Consider the following 21,688-nt stretch of genomic DNA (forward strand, 5'->3'; position numbering starts at 1 on the left):
GTAGGGCAGGGTACCACCCACTTTCGACATGTGACCGGCAGAGGCAAGGGCGACTTTGGCATGAGAAGTCCCTACTTCCACATCCCCCGCACCTTCTCCCCGATATCCATCCGCACCGGGCTCGGCGACAATCCCTCGATATGCGCCGGCGTCACCGGCGGCCAAAGGATGTCCTCGAACAGCCCTAACATGGCTCGCGGAATGAACCGCGTCCGCTGCGCATACATGTGCTTGTCGCCATGCTTGTGCTGCTGCGTCACGAAAAACCGCTGCGGCACGATCAGGTTGAGCTCATCGCGCGCCCGCGTCATCGCCACATAGAGCAACCGCCGTTCTTCCTCGAGCTCATGCGTCGAGCCAGTGCCCAGGTCCGAGGGAATACATCCATCCACGACATTGAGCACATGCACGGCCTTCCACTCCTGCCCCTTGGCCGAGTGGATGGTGGATAGGATCAGGTAGTCTTCGTCGAGCATGGGTACGCCCGACTGGTCGCTCGTCGCATCCGGAGGATCGAGCGTCAGCTCGGTGAGGAACCGCTCCCGGCTGGGATAGCCACCAGCGATCTGCTCAAGCTGCACAATATCCTGCACGCGGACCACTGCATCCTCATAGGCCTGCTCCATCAGCGGCTCATACCAGAGCCGCGCATAGCCCAGTTCCAACGGCCAGCCCGCATCCTTGCGCGACAGTCGTCCGATCAGTTCCACTAACCCGGTCCAACCCTCGGCCGCCCGCGGCGGCGCCGGTATCTCGCCCAGTGCCCAAACTGGGTCGGGGCCAACAGCCATGGCATCAAGAACTTTGCCGGCCGTGCCGGGTCCAACGCCCGGCAGCAGTTGCAGCACCCGGAATCCCGCCACCCGGTCGCGCGGATTTTCCGCCCAGCGCAGGATCGCCAGCAGGTCCTTGATATGCGCCGCATCGAGAAACTTGAGCCCACCGAACTTCACGAACGGAATATTCCGCCGCGTCAGCTCGATCTCTAACGGCCCCGAATGGCTGGACGTCCGGAACAGAACGGCCTGTTGCTTGAGAGCGATGCCTCCCTCGCGCGACTCCAGCACTTTGTGGACCACATAGCGCGCCTGATCCGCCTCATCGCGCACCGTCACCAGATACGGCTTGGCGTCCGACTGCCGCTCGGTCCACAGGTTCTTGGTGAACCGCTCCATCGCCAGGTCGATCACCGCATTGGCAGCGCTCAAGATTGGCTGGGTCGAGCGATAGTTCCGGTCCAGCGTGATGATATCGGCCGGCGGGCTGAACTCGGTCGGAAAATCCAGAATGTTCCGCACCGTCGCCGCCCGGAACGAGTAGATCGACTGCGCATCGTCCCCAACCACCGTCAGCCCTTCGCCGCGAGGTCGCATTGCCAGCAGCACGCTGGCCTGCAGCCGGTTGGTGTCCTGATACTCGTCCACCAGCACATGGTCGAACCGCGATGATACTTCAGCGGCAATGTCCGGCTCAGCCATCATCCCGGCCCAGTAGAGCAGCAGATCATCGTAATCGAGCACATTCTGCCGCTGCTTGGCCTCGACATAGGCGCTGAACAGCGTGCGCAACTCCTTGGCCCACATGGCGCACCACGGAAACGTCTCCTTGAGCACCGCGTCCAGATCGCCTTGTGCATTCACCACGCGCGAATAGATGGCGAGGCACGTGCCCTTGGTAGGAAACCGGCTCTTGGCCTCGCTCATGCCGAGCTCGTGCCGCACCAGATTCATCAGGTCCGCCGAGTCTTCCCGGTCATGGATAGTGAAGGCCGGATCGATGCCGATCTGCGTGGCATGCTCTCGCAGCAGCCGCGCACCGATGCCATGGAATGTGCCCGCCCAGGTCAGCGCATCCGTCAGCACGCTGGAGGTCTTGCCCATCACCTGCGCCGATATCCGCTCGACCCGACGGCTCATTTCGCTCGCTGCGCGACGGGAGAATGTCATCAGCAATATGCGACGCGGATCGGCGCCGTTGACGATCAGATGCGCCACTCGATGCGCCAACGTATTGGTCTTGCCAGATCCCGCGCCGGCAATCACCAGCAACGGCCCCGGCGCAACCTGACCAACGCCGTGCTCAACCGCACGGCGCTGTTCCGGATTGAGCTTGTCGAGATAGTCGAGGCTGGCGAGCACGAATCGGGGACCTGTGAGGAGTGACCTCACAGGAGTCTATTCGTGGTTTGTTCGCAATGGGTGAACGGGCTTTGCCGTTCAAACCTCCCGCGCCAAGTCCGCCAGCAAGCCCGCTGCCACGCTCAGGCGCGACACAGTCAACTGCCCTTGCGTCAGTTCCGCTACTGCAGCCGCTGTCCGTTCGATACCGGCCTTGCGCTGAGACTTCCATGTCGCCAGCCGATGCGCCACCGCACCGCCTTCCACCTTGAGCACATCCGCCGTCAGGTCGCGCTGCGCCCGCAGCAGGTTGGCCAGTGCCCGGTCCAGCGCCATGCGATCGAAGCGGTCGCTCAGCACCAGGGCGCGGCTCTGCGCAATGACCGGCCAAAGCTCGAACGCGGTGAACACACCGAAGAACGCCGCCGCGCCATCAGCCACCGACACACCCGCACGCTCGCTGACCAGCACGATGTCGCTGGCATAGGCCAGCACCGGCAGCGCCGCGATCCGTTGCGCCAGACTGTCCGGCACGCCCTTTCCGGTCAGCCCGGCCGCCGTCTGAGACACGCCTTCGACCAGCGATGTGGGCAGGGCGCTTGCCATCAGGCTTCGCAGATCCGCAACGCCCGCCGCATGCCGCGCCACCAGGTCGCCCAGCCCGCGCGTCACATCGGCATTGCGCAGGAACCAAAGGCTTTCCTGCCGCAGCAGGGCCATCACCTCGGCATAGAGCCCGAGCTGCACGTCGCCGGCCACCGAGCCATCCAGCGCATCGATCGCGCTGTTGATCTCGGTCAGTCCATAGGCATCGCGCGTGGCCGCATAGGCCAGAGCGACTTCCCCCGGACCGGCGCTGGTTGCCGCCGTCAGCTCGCTGACATAGGCGGGTCCACCGCGATTGATCATGGCATTGGCCAGCACCGTCGCGATCACCTCGCGCTTCAGCCGGTGACCGGTTACCGCATCGGGGTATGTCGCCTGCAACGTTTCTGGGAAATAGCGATAGAGCTCCCCCGCCAGGTAGCCGTCGTCGATGGCTTTGCCGGTAAGCAGGTCGGCATAGAGCGTGAGCTTGGCATAGGCCAGGATCACCGCCAGCTCCGGCCGCATCAGGGCCTTGCCGCTGGCCGCCCGTGCATCCATCACTGCATCGCTGGGCAGGAACTCCACCGCCCGGTTGAGCAGGCCACGATCCTCCAACTGCTCGATCAGTACCCGATGGTCGGGCAACTCACCCAACCCGGCCCGCTGCGCCAGCGAGAGCGCCAGCCCCTGCAGGTAGTTGTTGCGCAGGCACAGCGCCGCGACCTCGTCGGTCATCGTCACCAGGAACGCATTGCGTTCCTCTATCGGCAGCGTGCCATCGGCCAGCATCGGGGCGACAGCAATCTTGATGTTGACCTCGAGGTCCGAGGAGTTCACGCCCGCCGAGTTGTCGATGGCGTCCGTATTGATCCGCCCACCCCTCAGCCCGTATTCGATGCGTCCACGCTGCGTGACGCCAAGATTGGCGCCTTCGCCGACCACCTTGGCCCTGATATCACTGCCGGTGATGCGGATCGTGTCATTGGCGCGGTCGCCCACCTCGGCATCGCTTTCAAGGCTGCTCCGGATGTAAGTGCCGATGCCACCGAACCATAAGAGGTCAACATCGGCCTTGAGGATGGCCGTCATCACCTGGCCCGGCGTCGCGTGATCTGCAGCAATCCCCAGCGCCGCCTGGATCGCCGGTGTCAGCGGAATGGATTTGAGCGACCGCGAAAACACGCCGCCGCCAGCCGAGATCAGTCCCTTGTCATAGTCCTGCCAGCTTGAGCGGGGCAGGGCGAACAGCCGCTGCCGCTCCGCCAGGCTCTTGGCCGCATCCGGGCTCGGGTCAATGAAGATGTCCCGATGATCGAACGCCGCCACCAGGCGGATTTCCGGGCTCAGCAGCATGCCATTGCCGAACACGTCGCCGCTCATGTCGCCGACGCCGACCACGGTGAATGGTTCGCGCTGGATATCGCGGTCCATCTCGCGGAAATGCCGCTTCACCGCTTCCCAGCCGCCCCGCGCCGTGATGCCCATCTTCTTGTGGTCATAGCCAGCCGAACCGCCCGACGCGAAGGCATCGCCCAGCCAGAAACCACGCGAAGTCGCGATGCCATTGGCCGTGTCCGAGAAGCTCGCAGTGCCCTTGTCGGCTGCCACCACGAGATACGGATCGTCCCCATCCCGCCGCACCACGTCCATGGGTGGCACAACCGCACCCTGAACCAGATTGTCGGTGACATCGAGCAGTGCGCCGATGAAGATCTTGTAGCTGGCCACGCCCTCGGCCGCGAAAGCCTCGCGCGCCATGCCGGCAACCAGCCGCTTGGGCACGAAACCGCCCTTGGCGCCCACAGGCACGATGACAGCATTCTTCACCTGCTGCGCTTTGACCAGGCCCAGCACTTCGGTGCGGAAATCCTCCGGCCGATCCGACCAGCGGATGCCGCCGCGCGCAATGGCGCCAAACCGCATGTGGATGCCTTCCACCCGCGGCGAATAAACCGAGATCTCGCGATAGGGTCGCGGCGCGACCATGCCGTCGACCTTGGAGGAGTCGAACTTGATCGCCAGCGCCGGCAAGCGATTGCCCTCGCCATCGCGCTGGAACGCATTGGTGCGCACTGACGCGTCGACCAGATTGAGGAACCGCCGCACGATCGTGTCTTCATCGAGCGACGCCATCGCGTCCAGCGCTTCGTTCAGGTCAGAGCGCGCTGCCTCGGCCTGGGTTGCGCCGTCGGCACTTTTGGGGTCGTGCAGCGCATTGAACAAAGCCACCAGCGCCGTCGCGGCAGCGGACTGGTTCACCAGCACCTGCGCGATATAGCGTTGCGAATAGGAAATCCCGATCTGTCGCAGATACCGCGCCAGCGCCCGCAGCAAGGCCGCGTCGTTCCAGGCCAGGTCAGTCCGGCTCACCAGTGCATTGAGTTGGTCGCTTTCGGCCAACCCGTCCCACACTGCCAGCAGGCCGGCCTCGACCGCCGCGCCACGTTCCTCGACGTCGAAATCACTACCGTCCGCCGGCTCCAGCACCATGTCGTGCAGATACCGTTCCACTCCGTCGCGGGGCACTATCGTATAGGTCCGCTCGTCGATCACCCGGAAGCCGAACGCCTCCAGCATGGGGACGCGGTCGCTCAGCGGAATGGCGCTTTCGCGGTGGTAGAACTTGAGCCCGAGCGAACCGTCGGTCCCGGTGCGCTCGTAGAGCCGCAGCGCAACCCCGGCGCCATCGCCCAGCCCGCGCAGCACGTCGATATCTTCGAGCGCATCCCGCGCCGTATTGCGCGATTGATAGGCTGGCGAGAACGCGCCGCGATAGTCGCTGATCGTCGCCGGGTCGATCGCCGCTGCCGCCAGCATGTCGCCGAAATTGGAGGTCAGTGCATTGACCCGATCTTCCAGCTCCGTGCGGCTGGGCCGCGGCGTGGGTCCGGCGATGCGCCCGATGATCACATGCACCCGCACCAGCTCGCCCTCGGGGAAGTGCGGATAATAGGCCGAGATGCGCCCGTCATAGACCTTGGCGAGATATTGCGTGATCCGCACGCGGGCATCGCTGTCGTAGCGATCGCGCGGCACATAGACGAGGACCGAGACGAAATTGTCGAACAGATCGATGCGCGGCAATACCCGCACGCGCGGCCGGTCATAGAGGCTGGCGATCGCACTGGCGAATTCGAACAGTTGATCGACGCCGATCTGGAACAGCTCGTCGCGCGGATAGCTGTCCAGCGCGCTGAGCAGCGCCCGTCCGTCATGTCCTATTGGATCGACGCCCGATTTGCGCATCACGTCGGCAATCTTGCGCCGGATGATCGGCACCTCGGTATGCGGCGTCGCCTGTGCCTGCGACGTGAACAGGCCGACAATCCTCAACTCACCCCGCGCGGTGCCGTCGGCGGCGTAAAGTTTGATGCCCACATAGTCCATATGCACGCGCCGATGCACCCGCGCCCGCATATTGGCCTTGGTAACGAGCAAGGGCTCGCTTGATGCGATGAAGGCGGCGTGCTGCGGCGTCGATTCGACGAAAGTCGCGCCGCTGCGCAGCACCTTGAAGTCGGGGTCGCGCAGGATGCCCAGGCCACTCACCGCCACCGGCTCCAGCACGCCGGCGGCCAGACGATATTCCCGCATGCCCAGAAAGGTGAAGTTGTGCTCGATCAGCCAGTCGAGAAAGCGCAGCGGCTCGTCCTTCTGGGCGATGGTCTTGCCGAGTTCGGCGATGGCCAGCCGTAGCCGTTCCAGCATCGGCTGCCAGTCGCGCACCGCGCTGGTCACCTCGGCCATAGTCGTCTCGATCTCACGCCCCAGCTCGTCGATATCGACCACCGGATCGCTGTGGATATGCAGCACGCTCATCGCCCGGCCATTAGGCTGACGCACCACCGGATGGGTGAAGAGCCGCACCGTTCCGCCCGCCGCCCGCACGGCCGCCAGTGCGCTGTCGACGATGAAGGGCATGTCCGGCGAAACGATATCGAGCACCAGCGGTTCGCCGGCCCGTCGCGGCGGCGCGGCGGTCAACTGGCTTCCCGCGTCGGCATGGGCCAGCAGGTGGAGATAGGACTGCCGCAATGTGGCTTCGAACTGCTCTGGCGCCTGGCGCTTGAGGTCGTCGCCATCGGTGGCCAGCACCGCCGCCTTGAAGAACTGGGCAAACCCGGGCTCCTCAATGTTCAATGCGTCCGCCCGGTCCAGCAAAGCCGGACGGTTCGATTGCGTCAGATTCATATAAACGACTCCCCACTCGCAGCGTTAGTCTAGGCAGGTGGCGCTCGCCTGTCTGCCATTCCTTCGAACAATAGCGTGCCACCAAGATGGCACGGTGACGCCGGAGCAGGATTGCGGCAGATGGAATGAAATTGCGCCAGCCCCTGTGTTTTGCTGTCACGGATCATGTTTTTCTGCAACTTGCGGCGTTTGAGGCAAAATGTTTTCTTCTGCTGCCTCGGTAGGGCTGGTGTTGGCTTGTGATACACGAGTGATCTGGTAGTCTTTTAATCGTCAATCTCAGCGGGAGACAGAGATGAAGAACGCAACCAAATTCCTGGCCTACACCGCGCTGGCCGCCTCGCTGATGCTGGGCTTCGTGGTGACCGGCCATGCCCAGGACCGTACCCTGATCAACGTCAGCTACGATCCGACCCGTGAACTTTACCAGCAGTTCAACGAGGCTTTCATCGCCCACTGGCAAGCCGAGAAGGGCGAGACCGTCGCCATCGAAAATACTCATGGCGGTTCCGGTGCCCAGGCGCGCACCGTCATCGACGGGCTCGAAGCCGACGTCGTGACCCTGGCGCTCGAAAGCGACATCAACGCCATCTCCGATGCCAATCCGGCCCTGATCCCGGCCGACTGGCGCGGCACCTTCGAAAACAACAACGCCCCCTACACGTCGACCATCGTGTTCCTGGTCCGCAAGGGCAACCCCAAGGGCCTCAACGATTGGGGCGATCTGATCAAGGACGGCGTCGAAGTCATCACGCCGAACCCCAAGACCTCGGGTGGCGCGCGCTGGAACCTGCTGGCCGCCTGGACCTGGGCCAAGGCTCAGCCCGGCGGTTCCGATGAAACCGCGCAGGCCTTCGTGACCGACCTCTACAAGCACGTTCCCGTGCTCGACACCGGCGCCCGTGGTTCGACCACCACCTTCGTGCAGCGCGGCATCGGCGACGTGCTGCTGGCTTGGGAAAACGAGGCCTATCTGGCTCTCCAGGAACTGGGTCCGGACGCCTTCGATATCGTGACCCCGTCGATCTCGATCCTGGCCGAACCTCCGGTGGCTCTCGTTATCGGAAATACCGAGAAGAAGGGCACCACCGACCTGGCCCAGGCTTACCTCGAATACCTCTATTCCCCCGAGGGCCAGACGATCGCCGCCGCCAATTACTACCGCCCGTTCAAGCCTGAGCTGGCAAACCCGGAAGACGTCGCCCGCTTCGGCGAGGTCAACCTCGTGACCATCGCCGACTTTGGCGGCTGGCGCGAAGCCCAGCCCAAATTCTTCGGCGATGGCGGCATCTTCGACCAGATCTACTCCGGCGCCCCGGCGCAATAACAGGATACATCCTCCCAGACGCACCAACGCCGGCCCTTGGGCCGGCGTTTTTGTCTTGCGGCTTAGTCGGGGATGACGACCGTCTGCGACTTGCACAGATCCACGTCGGCCTGCATTTCGCTCTGGTCTGCCAGGACGACATAGACCCGCACCAGTTCGCATTTCGTGCTCGCCAGTGGATATGTCACCGTCGTGCCAGGCAGAATATCGCCTTGGCCGCCGATGTTGTCCTCAATCGCCTCACCATCATCGCCAACCGGATAGGTATTGGCATGGGCGGACTGGCTCGACTGGTTGTCGATGGTCAGGAACATGTCATCCGCCAGGGCCGGCAGGGGCAGGGTCAGGACGATTGTGGCAAGGACGGCGCGGATCATGGTTCGGGGCTCGCTTTGGGTTAGCCCTAGCATTGAGGCCTGGTCCATCGCCGTGCAACCCCCGTCCGTGGTGCGATCAGTGCACCGTGGCCGGCTCCACCGGAGTCACGGGGCCATCGCCAACCTTCGGCCCGGCCCAAAAAACAAGGTATAGCAGCTCTTCCCCGGAGGCGTCGGTGATCTCGATCGACCGTGGCAGCCGTGTGTCCCCGCCGGTACTGGCCGCCCGCTCAACGATCGCCTTGGCCATCGCCGCCGCATTATTTTCGGCGGCATCAAGGTCCGGCAGGTCGCTGCCGTCGGTGTCACGGATCAGTTCGTCATCGGTGCGGTAGTGGAAATAGTACCGGGGCAATCACGCCTCCCTTTGGGGAGAAATGCTGAAGGTGGCGGGGAGTTGCCACCTGGCCAAATCGTTTGCACCAGCTTGTCACCAAGCCGCCGGTCAGTCGAGCCCGCCAATCGTGTGATAATGATGGCGCTGCCATAACAGGGGCGCACGGCTCGTCGTTGTCTCTGCCTCGATGATCGCCCCGGCGAACAGTACATGCGTGCCGGTCTCGATGGCGCCAATCACATCGCAATCGACCGCCGTCACGGCTCCGAGCAGCATAGGATGTCCGGACGGCCATTCCGCCCATTGCCCCTGTCCGAACCGGTCGTCCGGATCCAGCCGCCCGGCAAAGGCATCAGCGACCGCCTGCTGGTCATCGGCCAGCATCGCGAGCGAAAAACCGCCGGTCTTGGCAATGAAATCGGCCAGCCGGCTCATGATGTCGATGGAAACCAGGATCGTCGGCGGGTTCATCGACAGCGACATCATCGACGTCACTGTCCGCCCGATCCGCTCGTCGCCGCGCCGCGCCGTCACCACGCTGACGGTGGAGGCCATGGCCGCCATAGCCGAGCGAAACTCCGCGTTTCCCACCACTGGCCGGCGCGGCGGGCGGAGTTTCATCGTATCGGGCAATTCAAAATCGGCCATTGCCACTGTCATAGGTTCAAAGACTTCAAACAATCACTACGTCATTCCCGTGCGGGCGGGAAACTCCCTTTGTGGAGGTCGCCAAAAGACGGCCCCGCCTGCGCGAATTTCTTTAGCCGAGGTTGGCTTCGGCGAATTCGTAGTTCGCCAGCTTGTCGAGGAAGTTGGTCACGTAGTCGGGGCGGCGATTGCGGAAATCGACATAGTAGCTGTGCTCCCACACATCGAGCCCGAGCAGCGGCTTGCCTTCGCCGGTTGCCAGCGGATTGCTCCCATTGGGCGTCTTGGCGGTCTTGAGCTTGCCATCGCTACCAAGCACCAGCCATGCCCAGCCCGAACCGAACTGCGTGGTCGCCGCCGTCTTGAACGCGTCCTTGAAGGCTTCGACCGAGCCGAAATCGCTGACGAGCTTGGCTTCGAGCTTGCCACCCAGCTTGCCACCATTGGGCGACAGGGCGTTCCAGAAATGGATGTGGTTCCAGTGCTGGCCGGCATTGTTGAACACCGGCGCCAGGTCCGCCTTGCCATTGGCGAAGGCGACGATCTCTTCGAGCGACTTGCCCTGCAGGTCGGGGTTCTTGTCGACGAAGCCGTTCAGCGCCATCACATAGGCCTGATGATGCTTGTCGTGGTGCAGTTCAAGCGTTTCCTGGCTCATGCCGCGATCGGCCAGGGCAGAATGCGCATAGGGCAGGGCGGGGAGTTCAAAGGCCATTTTCGCGGTCCTCGTTCTACGAACTGGGCGGCATCTTGCGTTTTGGCGCGCCGCCGGTTAATTTCCAAGCAATGACTTTGAAAACCCTTCCGACAGATATGTCAAGCCAAGGCTTGGATAATGCGTCCTGGTCCCCCCGCAACCCCAGCGAGCGGGTGCTGATGGCCCTGAAGATGCATGGCGCGCTATCCTCATCCGCTTTGGGCAGCATGCTCGGCACGACAGGCGAAGCGGCCCGCCAGCAGCTCGCCCGCCTCGCCGAAGATGGCCTCGTCACATCAACGACGCAGGCGCGCGGAGTAGGGCGCCCCACCCAGAGCTGGAGCCTGACGCCGGCCGCACAGGCCCGCTTCCCGGACACCCATGCAGCACTGACGGTGCAACTCCTCGATATCGTCCGCTCGTCTCTTGGCGATGCGGCGCTCGATACCATCATCGCGGCCCGCGAGACGGACACCCGCGCTGCTTATGAGGCCGCTATCGCTGATCGCACCAGCCTGCGCGACAAGGTTGCCGCCCTGGCCGATCTGCGCACTGCCGAAGGCTACATGGCCGATTGGCGCGAGGAGTCAGATGGCTCGCTTGTCCTCATCGAGAACCACTGCCCCATCTGTGCCGCAGCCACCGCCTGCCAGGGCTTCTGTCGCGCCGAACTGGATGTGTTCCGCGCCGTTCTTGGCCCGAATGCTGAAGTCACCCGCGACGAGCACATCGTCTCCGGCGGTCGCCGCTGCTCCTATGCCATCCGCGAGACGGACGCATGAGTGATGACAATCCGCGCCCGCCGGTCGGGACGCGCCATCAGCGCGTCGGCTGGGAAACCCCAGACGGCCTCGACGAGACGATGATCCGCGCCGTGGTCGACCGCTTCTACGCCGATGCGCGCCGCGATCCGGTCATCGGTCCGGTCTTCAACCGCGTCATCGCGCCCGAAGCCTGGCCGCACCACCTCGCCACCATCGCCGATTTCTGGAGCTCGATGCTGCTCGGCACCGGCCGCTATGCCGGCCGCCCCATGCCCAAGCACATGGCGATCCCGGAGCTCTCCGACGCCCACTTCATGCGGTGGCTGGCGCTGTTCCGCCGGACCGCCGAAGAACTCTGCCCACCCGACATCGCCGCCCTGTTCATCGAGCGCTCCGAGCGTATCGGCAACAGCTTCCGCATGAACATCGCCATGCGAAGGGGCGAGGACATTACCGGGATGGGGCCACTGGAGCGTGAGACACCACTGTGGAGCCCGCCGAAGTAGGTCCGTCTTTGTGTCGAGGGGGAGGCCTGGAGTGGAGTTCACCCTCCCCCTTGAGGGGAGGGAGAGCGAGATAGAACTTAGCGCTTGCTAAGTCCGTCATCGAGCCGGGAGGGGGTATCTCTCCGCGAGTCCGGTGCGTGGCCCACCCCCTCCCTTGATCCCTCCCCTCAAGGGGGAGGGTGTAGACTGTTGGAGTGCGCATAAATTGCGATCGCCGCTCCTCAGATCAGGCGGCCGCGTCCTCAGAATCTCCACACACCCCCGCCCGCGCAATTTTTTTCCACGACACTTTCCCCAAACGCGACTGCCTCGACTTTGATAAACCAGACCAATCCACTAGGGTCGCGCCGCCGAACCGGGTTGAGAGGTCGACATGAACTGCGCCGCCAAAACTGCTGCCTTCCAGGCTGCCGCTTGAGCACCGCCGTCTCGACTGCGCCGCGCCGCGCCCCGCGCTTCCGCCAGCAGAGCGTCATCCCCGGCTTCGGGCTGACCCTTGGCTTCACGCTCACCTATTTTTCCCTGATTATCCTCATTCCACTGATCGCCCTGGCCGTCCGTTCGGCAGGCCTTGGACCCGAGGGTTTCTGGAAGGCTGCTACCGATCCGCGCGTGCTCGGTGCCCTTCGCGTCAGCTTCGTCACGGCCCTGTTCGCGGCCGCCGTCAACGTCGTCTTCGGCACGCTCATCGCCTGGGTGCTGGTGCGCTATCGCTTTCCCGGCCGCCGCATCTTCGATGCCATCATCGATCTGCCCTTCGCACTGCCCACTGCCGTTGCCGGCATTTCGCTCACGGCGATCTATTCGCCCAATGGTGTGATCGGCGCCCTGTTTGCGCCGCTCGGCTGGCGCATCGCCTACACGCCCATCGGTATTACCATCGCGATGATCTTCATCGGTCTCCCCTTCGTCGTCCGCACCATCCAGCCCATCCTCGAAGAGGTGAGCCATGAGGTCGAAGAAGCCAGCGCGACTCTCGGCGCCAACCGTTTCCAGACCATCGCCCACGTCATCCTGCCCAGCCTGATGCCGGCCATCCTCACCGGCTTCGCCTTGGCTTTCGCCCGCGCGGTCGGGGAATATGGCTCGGTGATCTTCATCGCCGGCAACATCCCTTTCGTCTCCGAAATCGCACCGCTGCTGATCGTCATCCGGCTCGAAGAGACCAACTATGCTGGCGCCGCCGCCATCGCCTCGGTCATGCTCATCATTTCGTTCCTGCTGCTCTTTGCCATCAACCTGATCCAGGCCTGGTCGCGTCGGAGGTATGGCTATGGCAGTTAAGCTCACCGCGCGCCGCAAGCGTCGGGTCTCGCCTACCAGCGAAAGCCGTCCGGTTCAGTGGTTGCTGATCGGCATCGCCGCCCTGTTCATGGGGGTGATCCTGCTGTTGCCGCTCTACGCCGTGTTCCACGAGGCATTCCTCAAGGGCATCGGCGCGTTTTTCTCGGGCCTCGCCCACAAGGATGCACAGGCGGCTATACGGCTGACCCTGCTGGTCGCCGCCATTGCCGTGCCGCTCAACGTGGTGTTCGGCATTGCCGCCTCCTGGGCCATCGCTAAGTTCGAATTCAAGGGCAAGGCTTTCCTCATTACCCTGATCGACCTGCCATTCTCGGTCTCGCCGGTGATTTCTGGCCTGGTCTATGTGCTGCTGTTCGGCGCTGGCAGCGTCATGGGCCCGTTCCTCAAATCCTATGGCATCGAGGTGCTGTTCGCGCTTCCCGGCATCGTCCTGGCCACGATCTTCGTCACCTTCCCCTTCGTCGCCCGCGAACTGATCCCGCTCATGCAGGATCAAGGCACTGGCGACGAGGAAGCCGCCCTGTCACTAGGCGCCAATGGCTGGCAGACCTTCTGGCGCGTGACGCTGCCCAACATCAAATGGGGCCTGCTCTACGGCGTGCTGCTCTGCAATGCGCGCGCCATGGGCGAGTTTGGCGCCGTCGCCGTGGTCTCGGGAAAGATCCGCGGCCAGACCACCACCATGCCGTTGCAGGTGGAAATGCTCTACAACGAATATAACGGTACCGCGGCCTTCGCGCTGGCGTCACTGCTGGCCATGCTTGCGCTGGTCACGCTGGTATTGAAGTCTCTTCTGGAATGGCGCTTTGGCGAGGAAATCGCTGCCGGCGCCGGCCACTGACGGTATAGGATCGAGTGTCTATGGAAGTTCGCGTTCAAAATGTGCGCAAGGAATTCGACCGGTTCCCGGCGCTGCATGATGTGTCGCTCGATATTCGTTCGGGCGAACTGATCGCGCTGCTCGGCCCCTCGGGCTCGGGCAAGACGACGCTGCTGCGCCTGATCGCCGGCCTTGAAATGCCCACCCAGGGCAGAATTTTCTTTGGCGACACCGACGCGTCCGAAAAGACCGTACAGGAGCGCAATATCGGCTTTGTGTTCCAGCACTATGCCCTGTTCCGCCATATGACGATCCTTGAGAACATCTCATTCGGCCTCAAGGTCCGCCCGCGCTCCAACCGTCCGCCGGCCAATGAAATCCGCCGCCGCGCGCTGGAACTGCTCGATCTGGTCCAGCTTTCCGGGCTCGAAAAGCGCTATCCCAACCAGCTGTCCGGCGGCCAGCGCCAGCGCGTCGCCCTGGCCCGCGCCCTCGCCATCGAGCCCGCCGTGCTGCTGCTCGACGAGCCCTTCGGCGCGCTCGACGCGCAAGTCCGCCGCGAGCTGCGCAAATGGCTGCGCGAGATCCACGATCGCACCGGCCACACCACTGTTTTCGTGACGCACGATCAGGAAGAAGCGCTCGAACTCTCCGACCGTCTCTGCGTCATGAGCCAGGGCAAGATCGAGCAGGTCGGCACCCCCGACACGGTCTACGACCACCCGACGTCGCCCTTCGTCTTCGGCTTCATCGGTGATTCCAGCGAGCTACCGGTTACCGTCGAAAATGGCGAAGTCTGGGTTGGCGGCCGCGCGATCGGCCTCCCAGCCGGCGATACCAAGCCGGGCAATGCGCGCCTGTTCTTCCGCCCGCACGATGTCGATCTGATCGAGGCCGACGCCTCGCTGGCCGGCGTCGTCGCCACCGCCCGCCGCGTCGGCGGCACACGCCGCGTCGAGCTGGCCATCGGTGGTGAGGGCAATCTGGTCGAGGTCGATCTGCCCTTCGACCATCCCGCTGGCGATAAGACCCGCCTGTCCTTCCGCCCCCGCCGCTGGAAGCTGTTCCCGGGCGCCTAATGCGGTGTCCTAGAACTTGCATCACTTGGCTGTCGCCTAACTCTAGGTACGACAACAAAAATCCTGGCATGTTAGTGTTCTGGCCATAGAATCTGGCTATGCTCTCCGCATCAACACTGAGAGCGTCCAGTGTCCAACCCGGAACTGACCATCGCTGAGGCTTTCGCCCACGCTACGCAATTGCTGCGAGCTGGCCGGTGCGATGAGGCGTTGGCCGAGTTCCGCGGTATCTACGTGCAGTCTGAACTCGCAGGTGACAGCCTCGGCATGGCAGCCTGTCTGTGTGAAATGGCTTGGAGCTGTTATCGCCTGGGCGACCTTGAACAGGGACTCGAATGCGCCATGGGCGCTCGCTGGCTCTGGAAGCGCCTCGACAACCTGGTCGAGCTGGCCCGCGCAATGGCCGTCGAAGCCATCCTCTTCCTCGATCTGGGCTTCAGCGATGAAGCCTATGAGCTGGCAACAGAAGCGCTGGATATAGCCGAGCAGGCGGGTGACGAGGCGGTGCTCGCCTTCGCCCTAAACGCCAAGGGCATTGTGCTCACCATCTGCCGCGAGGCCGAAATGGGTGCCGGTCTCGTCGGCCGCGCCGTCGCCATCGCCGAGCAGTTGAGCAACCATGCCGCTGCCGCCTACTACCTGCTCAATCTCGGATTTTGCCATGCCAAGCTGGCCGAGGAGGCGGATGCGCTGAGCGACGCTGATCTGGCTATGGGTGAACGCGAGGCGGCCATCGAGCTGACCGACATCGCCATCACTAAGGCCGATGCCGTTGGCGACTATTGGACCCTCCGCGCCGCCCTTGGCAATTGTGCCGAGATGCTGGCTCTCGAAGGCCGCTACGACATTGCCCTGCAGTATCTCGAACGCTCGGCCAGTCTGCCTGCTCCCCCCGGTCCGAGCCTGCGCATCCACTTCCTCTATACACTCGGCGACGTCCAGTTCCGCGCCGGCCGCTTTGCCGACGCCCGCGCCAGTGCGGTCGAAGCGCTGCGCCTGGCTGATCTCGGTGGCCAGATCGACCACCAGGTCAACGCGTCAGGCAAGCTTGCCGAAATCCTTGAAGCCCTTGGCGACGTCGAAGGGGCACTGTCCTTGCACAAGCGCTTCCACGCGCTTTATGTCCGTCAATCGGGTGAAACCGCTCGCCGCCGTGCCCGCGTCGAGGAAATCCGCACTGAGACAGACCGTCTGCGCAGCCGGGCCGCGACCTTGGCCGATCAGGCGCATAGCGACCCCCTGACCGGCATCGCCAATCGACGCAGCTTCGATCAGATACTGAACCGCCTGGCCGGCACGCCCTTCGCCGTCGCCATCGTCGATCTGGACCACTTCAAGTCGGTCAATGACCGCTTCTCCCACATAACCGGCGATGCTGTGCTGCAACGCGTCGCCAGTATTCTGGTTGGCCAGCTCGGTCCCCACGGTCACGCCGCCCGGCTCGGCGGCGAGGAATTTGCCCTTATCTTCCCCAACGCGCCCGAAGCCGTCGCCGCCTCATTCTGCGAGGGGGTGCGCACCGCCATATCGGCAACATCCTGGTCTGACCTGGCCCCCGGACTGGCTGTCACCGTCAGCATCGGCCTCGCCGCTGGCAATGGCGAGAGCCCGTCCGGCGCGCTGATGCAGGTCGCCGACAACAGGCTCTACATGGCAAAATCCAGCGGCCGCGATTGCGTGGTTGCCCACGATAAGCTCGTCGCCATGCCAACTGCGGTCATCGAGGAACGCCAGCGGTGGCGCGCATGAGCGCCGCCTTCCGTACATTCGAGGAATGCCTCGCCCGCTACGCCGATCCGCTGGAGACGGGCAGGGCGCTGCATGACCTCGCTGCCTCGATGATCTCATCCCGGCTTTTCACCCTCACGGCCATCAACATGGCCGCGATGCAGGTCCGGCGCGTCTATTCCAGCCACCCGGACGTCTACCCGCTGCTGGGCACCAAGCCGATCGTTCTCGATGACTGGTTCGAGGCCATGCGCACCGAGCGCCGCATCACCGCCATCAACACATCAGCCGGCATGGAGGGCCAGTTCCCCGACCTGGCGCTGATCCGCTCACTGGGCTGCAACAGCTCGCTCAGCATCCCGATCATGACCGGCAACGAATTGCTGGGAACGATCAACGTGCTCGACGCCGAGGGCAGCTATCCGGCTGATGTGGTGGAAAAAGCTGCGGACCTGATCATTCCCGCCACGGCAGTGTTTTTGATTCTGCGCGGGCATTTCGCGCTCTAGCCGGTCTATCCGTCGGGCCTCCCTCCCCCTTGCGGGGAGGGCAAGCAGCGCTTGGCGCGTGAACGCCTAGCGTCGCTCGGGTAGGGGTTTGAAAGCCCCGATATTCGTGCCAAACCCACCCCCACCCTTGATCCCTCGCGCAAGCGGGAGGGAGTCGACTGAGACGACAAATTCTCCCACCAAACCCGCTTGCAGTAAAAAAATTTTGGTGCTGGAATAGCGCCATGTCAGACATTTGCGGCCGACCATCCCCCGCGACGACCACTCCCAGCGGGGGCGTCTGACATGCCCGCCTATATCCTCCAGCGACTGGGCATGATGGCGATAACCTTGTGGGCCATCGTCACGCTGACCTTCTTCCTGATGCACGCGATCCCCGGCGGCCCCTTCGTCTCCGAGCGCATGCTGGCGCCCGAAATCGAAGCAGCGCTCAACGCCAAATATGGCCTCGACCTCCCCATCTGGCAACAATACCTCAACTATCTCGGCCGCATTGCCAGCTTCGATCTTGGCCCGTCCTTCAAATATCCCGGCGTCTCCGTCAACACGATGATCGCGGACGGCCTGCCGGTTACCCTGCAAACCGGCCTGCTCGCCGTCATCTGCGTCATTGCCCTGGGCATTCCGCTCGGCATCATCGCCGCGCTCAACCGCAACAAATGGCCCGACACCACGGTGATGCTCATCGCCACCATCGGCGTCGCCATTCCCAGTTATGTCATCGCCACGGTGACGCTCTACATTTTCGCTTTACGCCTTGGCTGGGTCCCAACCTTCGGCCTTGATGACTGGCGCGGCTATTTCCTGCCGGTCTTTGCGCTCTCCGGCTTCTGGATATCCTTCGTCGCCCGCCTGACGCGCTCATCGCTGCTCGAAACCTTCGAGCAGGACTACATGACCACCGCCCGCGCCAAGGGCCTGCGTCCAGGTCAGGTGCTGTTCAAGCACGGCCTGCGCAATTCGCTGGTCCCCGTCGTCACCGTGCTTGGCCCGGTCGTCGCCAACCTCATCACAGGCAGCTTCGTCATCGAGCAGATTTTCGCGCTGCCCGGCATCGGCCGCCAGTTCGTGCTCTCCATCACCAACCGCGACTACACCGCCATCATGGGCATCACCATCTTCTACGCCGCCGCCCTGATGGTGATGATCCTGATCGTCGACCTGCTCTACGCCGTGCTTGATCCGCGCATCAAACTGACGAGCGCCCCGGCATGAGCGACATCGCCCCCGAAATGTGGGAAAAGCTGGCGCCCGGCGACACCGCCGTGGTCGCGTCCGCCCCGAGCCTGACCTACTGGCAGGACGCCCTCCGCCGCCTCTGGGCCAACAAACCCGCCGTGGTCGCCGCTGGCTTTGTCATCCTGCTGATCCTGGGCGCCATCTTCGGCCCGCTGTTCAGTCCCTTCACCTATTACGAACAAGACCTCAAGCTCGCCAACATCCCGCCCGCCTTCGAGACCTACGCGGTCACATCAGGGGCAGGGGAGACGACCCGCTTCTTCCTCAACGCCTCCAACTTCAATCTCTACGAGGTCGACGCCGAGGGCCACGTCCTTGGCCTGCTCCGCGGCGAACGCAAGGATATGATCAAGAAGTCGCAGGCCTTCGAATTCGGCGATACCACCGTCACCCTGGACTACAAGACCCTCCCGGCCAAACTCGTCGCTGCCGACGGCGCCACCATCACGCCATCCGGCTGGTCCTGGAACCGCACTTACCTGTTCGGCACCGACCAGCTCGGCCGCGACGTCCTCGTCCGCCAGCTCTACGGCGCCCGCATTTCGCTCACCGTCGCCTTTGTCGCGACGCTCGTGAACTTCTTCATCGGCATCTTCTATGGCGGCATATCAGGCTATATCGGCGGCAAGACCGACGCGGTCATGATGCGCATCGTCGAAATCATCTCCACCATTCCGCTGACGCTCTATGTCGTCCTGCTGATGGTCGTCTTCGACAGCGGTCTCTATTCGATCATCATCGCCATCGGCTCGGTCTTCTGGGTCGACATGGCCCGCATCGTCCGTGGCCAGATATTGAGTCTCAAGCAACAGGATTATGTCGCCGCTGCGCGCACCATGGGCGCCAGCACGTCCCGCATCCTGACCAAACACCTGCTGCCCAATTCCATCGGCCCCATCATCGTCACCCTGACGATGCTGATCCCCTCGGCCATCTTCATCGAAAGCTTCATGAGCTTCATCGGCCTCGGCGTCACCCCGCCGCTCGCCTCCTGGGGCACGCTTACCTCCGAAGCCGTCGAAACCATGCGCGCCTATCCGCACCAGCTCTTCTTCCCCGCCGCCGCCATTTCGCTGACGATGTTCGCCTTCAATTTCCTCGGCGACGGCCTGCGCGACGCCCTGGACCCGAGGTTCCGCAAATGAACCCAGTCCTCTCAGTCCGCGACCTCACCACCAGCTTTTTCTCCCAGCGCGGCGAGGTCCAGGCCGTGCGCGGCGTCAGCTTCGACGTCTACCCAGGCGAAATCCTCGGCATCGTCGGCGAATCCGGCTCCGGCAAGTCCATCACCTGCATGTCCATCCTCCGCCTGCTCAAGGCCACCGGCCGCATCAAGTCCGGCTCCGCCACTTTCGACGGCCAGGATCTTATGACCCTCGATCAAGCCGACCTGCGCGATGTCAGGGGCAACAAGATCGGCATGATCTTCCAGGACCCCATGACGTCCCTCAACCCCACGCTGTCAGTGGGCGAACAGGTCATCGAAACCATCCTGCGCCACCGCAAGGCCACCCGCGCTGAGGCAAAGGCCCGCGCCATCGAGCTGTTCGAGTTGGTTCGCATCCCCTCGGCTGCCGAACGCCTCAAGTCCTACCCGCACGAATTCTCCGGCGGCATGCGCCAGCGCGTGATGATCGCCATCGCCCTGGCCTGCGACCCCAAGCTCCTCATTGCCGACGAACCCACCACCGCTCTCGATGTTACCATCCAGCGCCAGATCCTGGGCCTGCTCAAAGACCTCCAGAAGCGCCTCGGCATGGCCATTATCCTCATCACCCACGACCTCGGCGTCATCGCCGAAGTCACCGATCGCATCGTCGTCATGTATGGCGGCCTCGTCATGGAAACCGGCCCGGTCCGCGACCTCTTTGCCACCCCGATGCACCCCTACACCCAGGGCCTTCTCGCCTCCGTCCCCGACCTGCGCGACGACACCCACAAGCGCCTGACCCCCATCCCCGGCAGCCCACCCGACATGGCCCAACCCCCGACCGGCTGCCCCTTCACGCCACGCTGCCCCCACGCCATGCGCCAATGCGCGGCGGCACTACCGCCCATCTTCGGCGAGGGGCAGGGCGCGCGGTGTTGGTTGCATCATCCGGAAGCGCCGAAGGTTGGCGCTCTCAAAGGGATGGCGGTATGAGCTCGTCGTCCACCGTCCTAGCTCGCACCAACCGTCCCAGCGCGGTGCTCAAGAGCCAGGTTGCAAGACTTGAGATCACGAAGATGAGCAAGAAAATGACGCTCGATCGCGAGGGGTCAGGGCACCAGAACGCGTCGGCGCAAACCATCACGCGACTTTCGATAAATACGCTGAGAGCGATGAAGCCGGATACCGACGCCAGGGCGATGGCGGCGAACATTGCAACGATCGTCACGGTCATGAGGAAGTAGCGCATGACCAATCCATATGACGCTCAGCGGCCTCTCGGCAAGGAAAGCGAACATCCCCTCGTCTCCATCCGCGCCCTCCACAAACACTTCCACATCGGCCGCTCCCTTTTCGGCCCCAAGCCAACGCTCCGTGCCGTCGACGGCGTCGATCTCGATATCATCAAGGGCGAAACCCTGGGCCTCGTCGGCGAATCCGGCTGCGGCAAGTCCACGCTCGCCCGCACGCTCATCCGGCTCTACCAGCCCACCTCCGGCTCCATCGCCTTCGACGGAATCGACGTCGCCACTGCCAGTGAACGCGACCTCACCCCGTTCCGCCGTCGCGTCCAGATGATCTTCCAGGACCCTTATGCCAGCCTCAACGGCCGCATGACCGTCCGCGACCTCATCGCCGAACCTCTCGAAATCGCCCGCATCGGCACGCCCGCTTCGCGCACCGCCAAGGTCCACGATCTCCTGTCCCGCGTTGGCCTGCACGCGGACCACGCCAACCGCTTCGCCCACGAATTCTCCGGCGGTCAGCGGCAGCGCATCGGCATCGCCCGCGCCATCGCCCTCGAGCCCGACCTCGTCATCTGCGACGAGCCCATATCCGCGCTTGACGTCTCCGTCCAGGCCCAGGTCGTCAACATGCTGGAAGACCTGCAGGACCAGCTCGGCCTGACTTACCTCTTCATCACTCATGACCTGTCGATGGTCCGCCACATCTCTGACCGCATCGGCGTCATGTATCTGGGCAGGATCGTCGAACTCGCCTCCAACACCGATCTCTACCGCCGCCCCTCGCACCCCTATACTCAGGCGTTGCTGGCCTCGATCCCGGTCCCCGATCCAACCGCTGCTCGTCCGGCCGATCCCGTGCGCGGCGAAATCCCCAGCGCCATGCACATCCCCAGCGGCTGCCGCTTCCGCACCCGCTGCCCCATCGCGACGGACCTTTGCGCCAAAACGGAACCTGAACTCCGAGACATCGGCGGTGGCCACCTGGCCGCCTGCCACTACGCGACACCAGAAATGGCAGCGTAAGCTGCCCTCAAACGGGCGGGGACGAACCCGCCCAAA

General features: G+C 63.7%; 19 protein-coding genes. 12 read left to right on the forward strand and 7 right to left on the reverse strand.

The annotated features are described in order from the left end of the window. Positions 1 to 71: 71 nt before the first annotated feature. Together IM737_RS19905 and IM737_RS19910 are read right to left on the reverse strand one after the other, a co-directional pair. Positions 72 to 2,138, reverse strand: a complete 2,067-nt coding sequence (locus IM737_RS19905) for an ATP-dependent helicase (protein WP_236897091.1) — start codon at positions 2,136 to 2,138, stop codon at positions 72 to 74. Positions 2,139 to 2,216: 78 nt separating this feature from the next. Next, on the reverse strand, positions 2,217 to 6,896 hold the full coding sequence (locus IM737_RS19910) for an NAD-glutamate dehydrogenase (protein WP_236897092.1): 4,680 nt from the start codon (positions 6,894 to 6,896) through the stop codon (positions 2,217 to 2,219). Between the two features lie 295 nt (positions 6,897 to 7,191). Here IM737_RS19910 and IM737_RS19915 point away from each other — a divergent pair, with 295 nt between their 5' ends. Beyond that, complete coding sequence (locus IM737_RS19915; RefSeq protein WP_442874151.1) at positions 7,192 to 8,223, forward strand: sulfate ABC transporter substrate-binding protein; 1,032 nt, start codon at positions 7,192 to 7,194, stop codon at positions 8,221 to 8,223. A gap of 62 nt (positions 8,224 to 8,285) precedes the next feature. Here the strand turns inward: IM737_RS19915 and IM737_RS19920 are convergent, their stop codons facing one another. From IM737_RS19920 to IM737_RS19935, 4 genes are all read right to left on the reverse strand, one after another. Continuing rightward, positions 8,286 to 8,600, reverse strand: a complete 315-nt coding sequence (locus tag IM737_RS19920; protein WP_236897093.1) for a hypothetical protein — start codon at positions 8,598 to 8,600, stop codon at positions 8,286 to 8,288. Positions 8,601 to 8,676: 76 nt separating this feature from the next. Next, complete coding sequence (locus IM737_RS19925; RefSeq protein WP_236897094.1) at positions 8,677 to 8,955, reverse strand: DUF6894 family protein; 279 nt, start codon at positions 8,953 to 8,955, stop codon at positions 8,677 to 8,679. Between the two features lie 90 nt (positions 8,956 to 9,045). Continuing rightward, positions 9,046 to 9,585 carry a flavin reductase family protein gene (locus IM737_RS19930; protein ID WP_236897095.1) on the reverse strand — a complete coding sequence of 180 codons (540 nt, stop codon included), beginning with the start codon at positions 9,583 to 9,585 and terminating at the stop codon, positions 9,046 to 9,048. Positions 9,586 to 9,697: 112 nt separating this feature from the next. Continuing rightward, complete coding sequence (locus IM737_RS19935; RefSeq protein ID WP_236897096.1) at positions 9,698 to 10,300, reverse strand: superoxide dismutase; 603 nt, start codon at positions 10,298 to 10,300, stop codon at positions 9,698 to 9,700. Between the two features lie 161 nt (positions 10,301 to 10,461). On the opposite strand from IM737_RS19935, the gene IM737_RS19940 reads away from it, so the two are divergent. From IM737_RS19940 to IM737_RS19985, 10 genes are all read left to right on the forward strand, one after another. Further along, a complete protein-coding gene (locus tag IM737_RS19940; protein ID WP_236897097.1) occupies positions 10,462 to 11,064 on the forward strand; it encodes a helix-turn-helix transcriptional regulator in 603 nt (200 codons plus the stop codon). Next, a complete protein-coding gene (locus IM737_RS19945) occupies positions 11,061 to 11,552 on the forward strand; it encodes a group III truncated hemoglobin (protein ID WP_442874152.1) in 492 nt (163 codons plus the stop codon). The genes IM737_RS19940 and IM737_RS19945 overlap by 4 nt, the downstream gene beginning before the upstream one ends. A gap of 414 nt (positions 11,553 to 11,966) precedes the next feature. Next, positions 11,967 to 12,836: a sulfate ABC transporter permease subunit CysT gene (gene cysT / locus IM737_RS19950; RefSeq protein WP_236897098.1), complete on the forward strand. Its 870-nt coding sequence runs from the start codon at positions 11,967 to 11,969 to the stop codon at positions 12,834 to 12,836. After that, positions 12,826 to 13,698 carry a sulfate ABC transporter permease subunit CysW gene (gene cysW, locus IM737_RS19955; protein WP_442874153.1) on the forward strand — a complete coding sequence of 291 codons (873 nt, stop codon included), beginning with the start codon at positions 12,826 to 12,828 and terminating at the stop codon, positions 13,696 to 13,698. The genes cysT and cysW overlap by 11 nt, the downstream gene beginning before the upstream one ends. A 20-nt stretch (positions 13,699 to 13,718) precedes the next feature. Then, complete coding sequence (locus IM737_RS19960; RefSeq protein WP_236897100.1) at positions 13,719 to 14,756, forward strand: sulfate/molybdate ABC transporter ATP-binding protein; 1,038 nt, start codon at positions 13,719 to 13,721, stop codon at positions 14,754 to 14,756. A gap of 129 nt (positions 14,757 to 14,885) precedes the next feature. Then, a complete protein-coding gene (locus IM737_RS19965) occupies positions 14,886 to 16,505 on the forward strand; it encodes a GGDEF domain-containing protein (protein WP_236897101.1) in 1,620 nt (539 codons plus the stop codon). Then, positions 16,502 to 16,993: a GAF domain-containing protein gene (locus tag IM737_RS19970; RefSeq protein ID WP_236897103.1), complete on the forward strand. Its 492-nt coding sequence runs from the start codon at positions 16,502 to 16,504 to the stop codon at positions 16,991 to 16,993. Before IM737_RS19965 ends, IM737_RS19970 begins: the two co-directional genes overlap by 4 nt. 285 nt (positions 16,994 to 17,278) lie before the next feature. Next, positions 17,279 to 18,208, forward strand: coding sequence for an ABC transporter permease (locus tag IM737_RS19975; RefSeq protein WP_236897105.1), 930 nt, complete (start codon positions 17,279 to 17,281; stop codon positions 18,206 to 18,208). Further along, positions 18,205 to 19,377: an ABC transporter permease gene (locus IM737_RS19980; RefSeq protein ID WP_236897107.1), complete on the forward strand. Its 1,173-nt coding sequence runs from the start codon at positions 18,205 to 18,207 to the stop codon at positions 19,375 to 19,377. Before IM737_RS19975 ends, IM737_RS19980 begins: the two co-directional genes overlap by 4 nt. Next, on the forward strand, positions 19,374 to 20,375 hold the full coding sequence (locus IM737_RS19985) for an ABC transporter ATP-binding protein (protein WP_236897109.1): 1,002 nt from the start codon (positions 19,374 to 19,376) through the stop codon (positions 20,373 to 20,375). The genes IM737_RS19980 and IM737_RS19985 overlap by 4 nt, the downstream gene beginning before the upstream one ends. Here the strand turns inward: IM737_RS19985 and IM737_RS19990 are convergent. Then, entirely contained in the window at positions 20,356 to 20,631 is a 276-nt protein-coding gene (locus IM737_RS19990; protein WP_236897111.1) for a hypothetical protein, read from the reverse strand. The two genes, IM737_RS19985 and IM737_RS19990, sit on opposite strands and share 20 nt — an antisense overlap. On the opposite strand from IM737_RS19990, the gene IM737_RS19995 reads away from it, so the two are divergent. Further along, positions 20,630 to 21,652: an ABC transporter ATP-binding protein gene (locus tag IM737_RS19995; protein ID WP_236897113.1), complete on the forward strand. Its 1,023-nt coding sequence runs from the start codon at positions 20,630 to 20,632 to the stop codon at positions 21,650 to 21,652. The genes IM737_RS19990 and IM737_RS19995 overlap by 2 nt on opposite strands. The last annotated feature ends 36 nt before the right edge of the window (positions 21,653 to 21,688 follow it).

The sequence above is a fragment of the Devosia sp. SL43 genome (genome assembly GCF_021729885.1).
GTDB lineage: Bacteria > Pseudomonadota > Alphaproteobacteria > Rhizobiales > Devosiaceae > Devosia.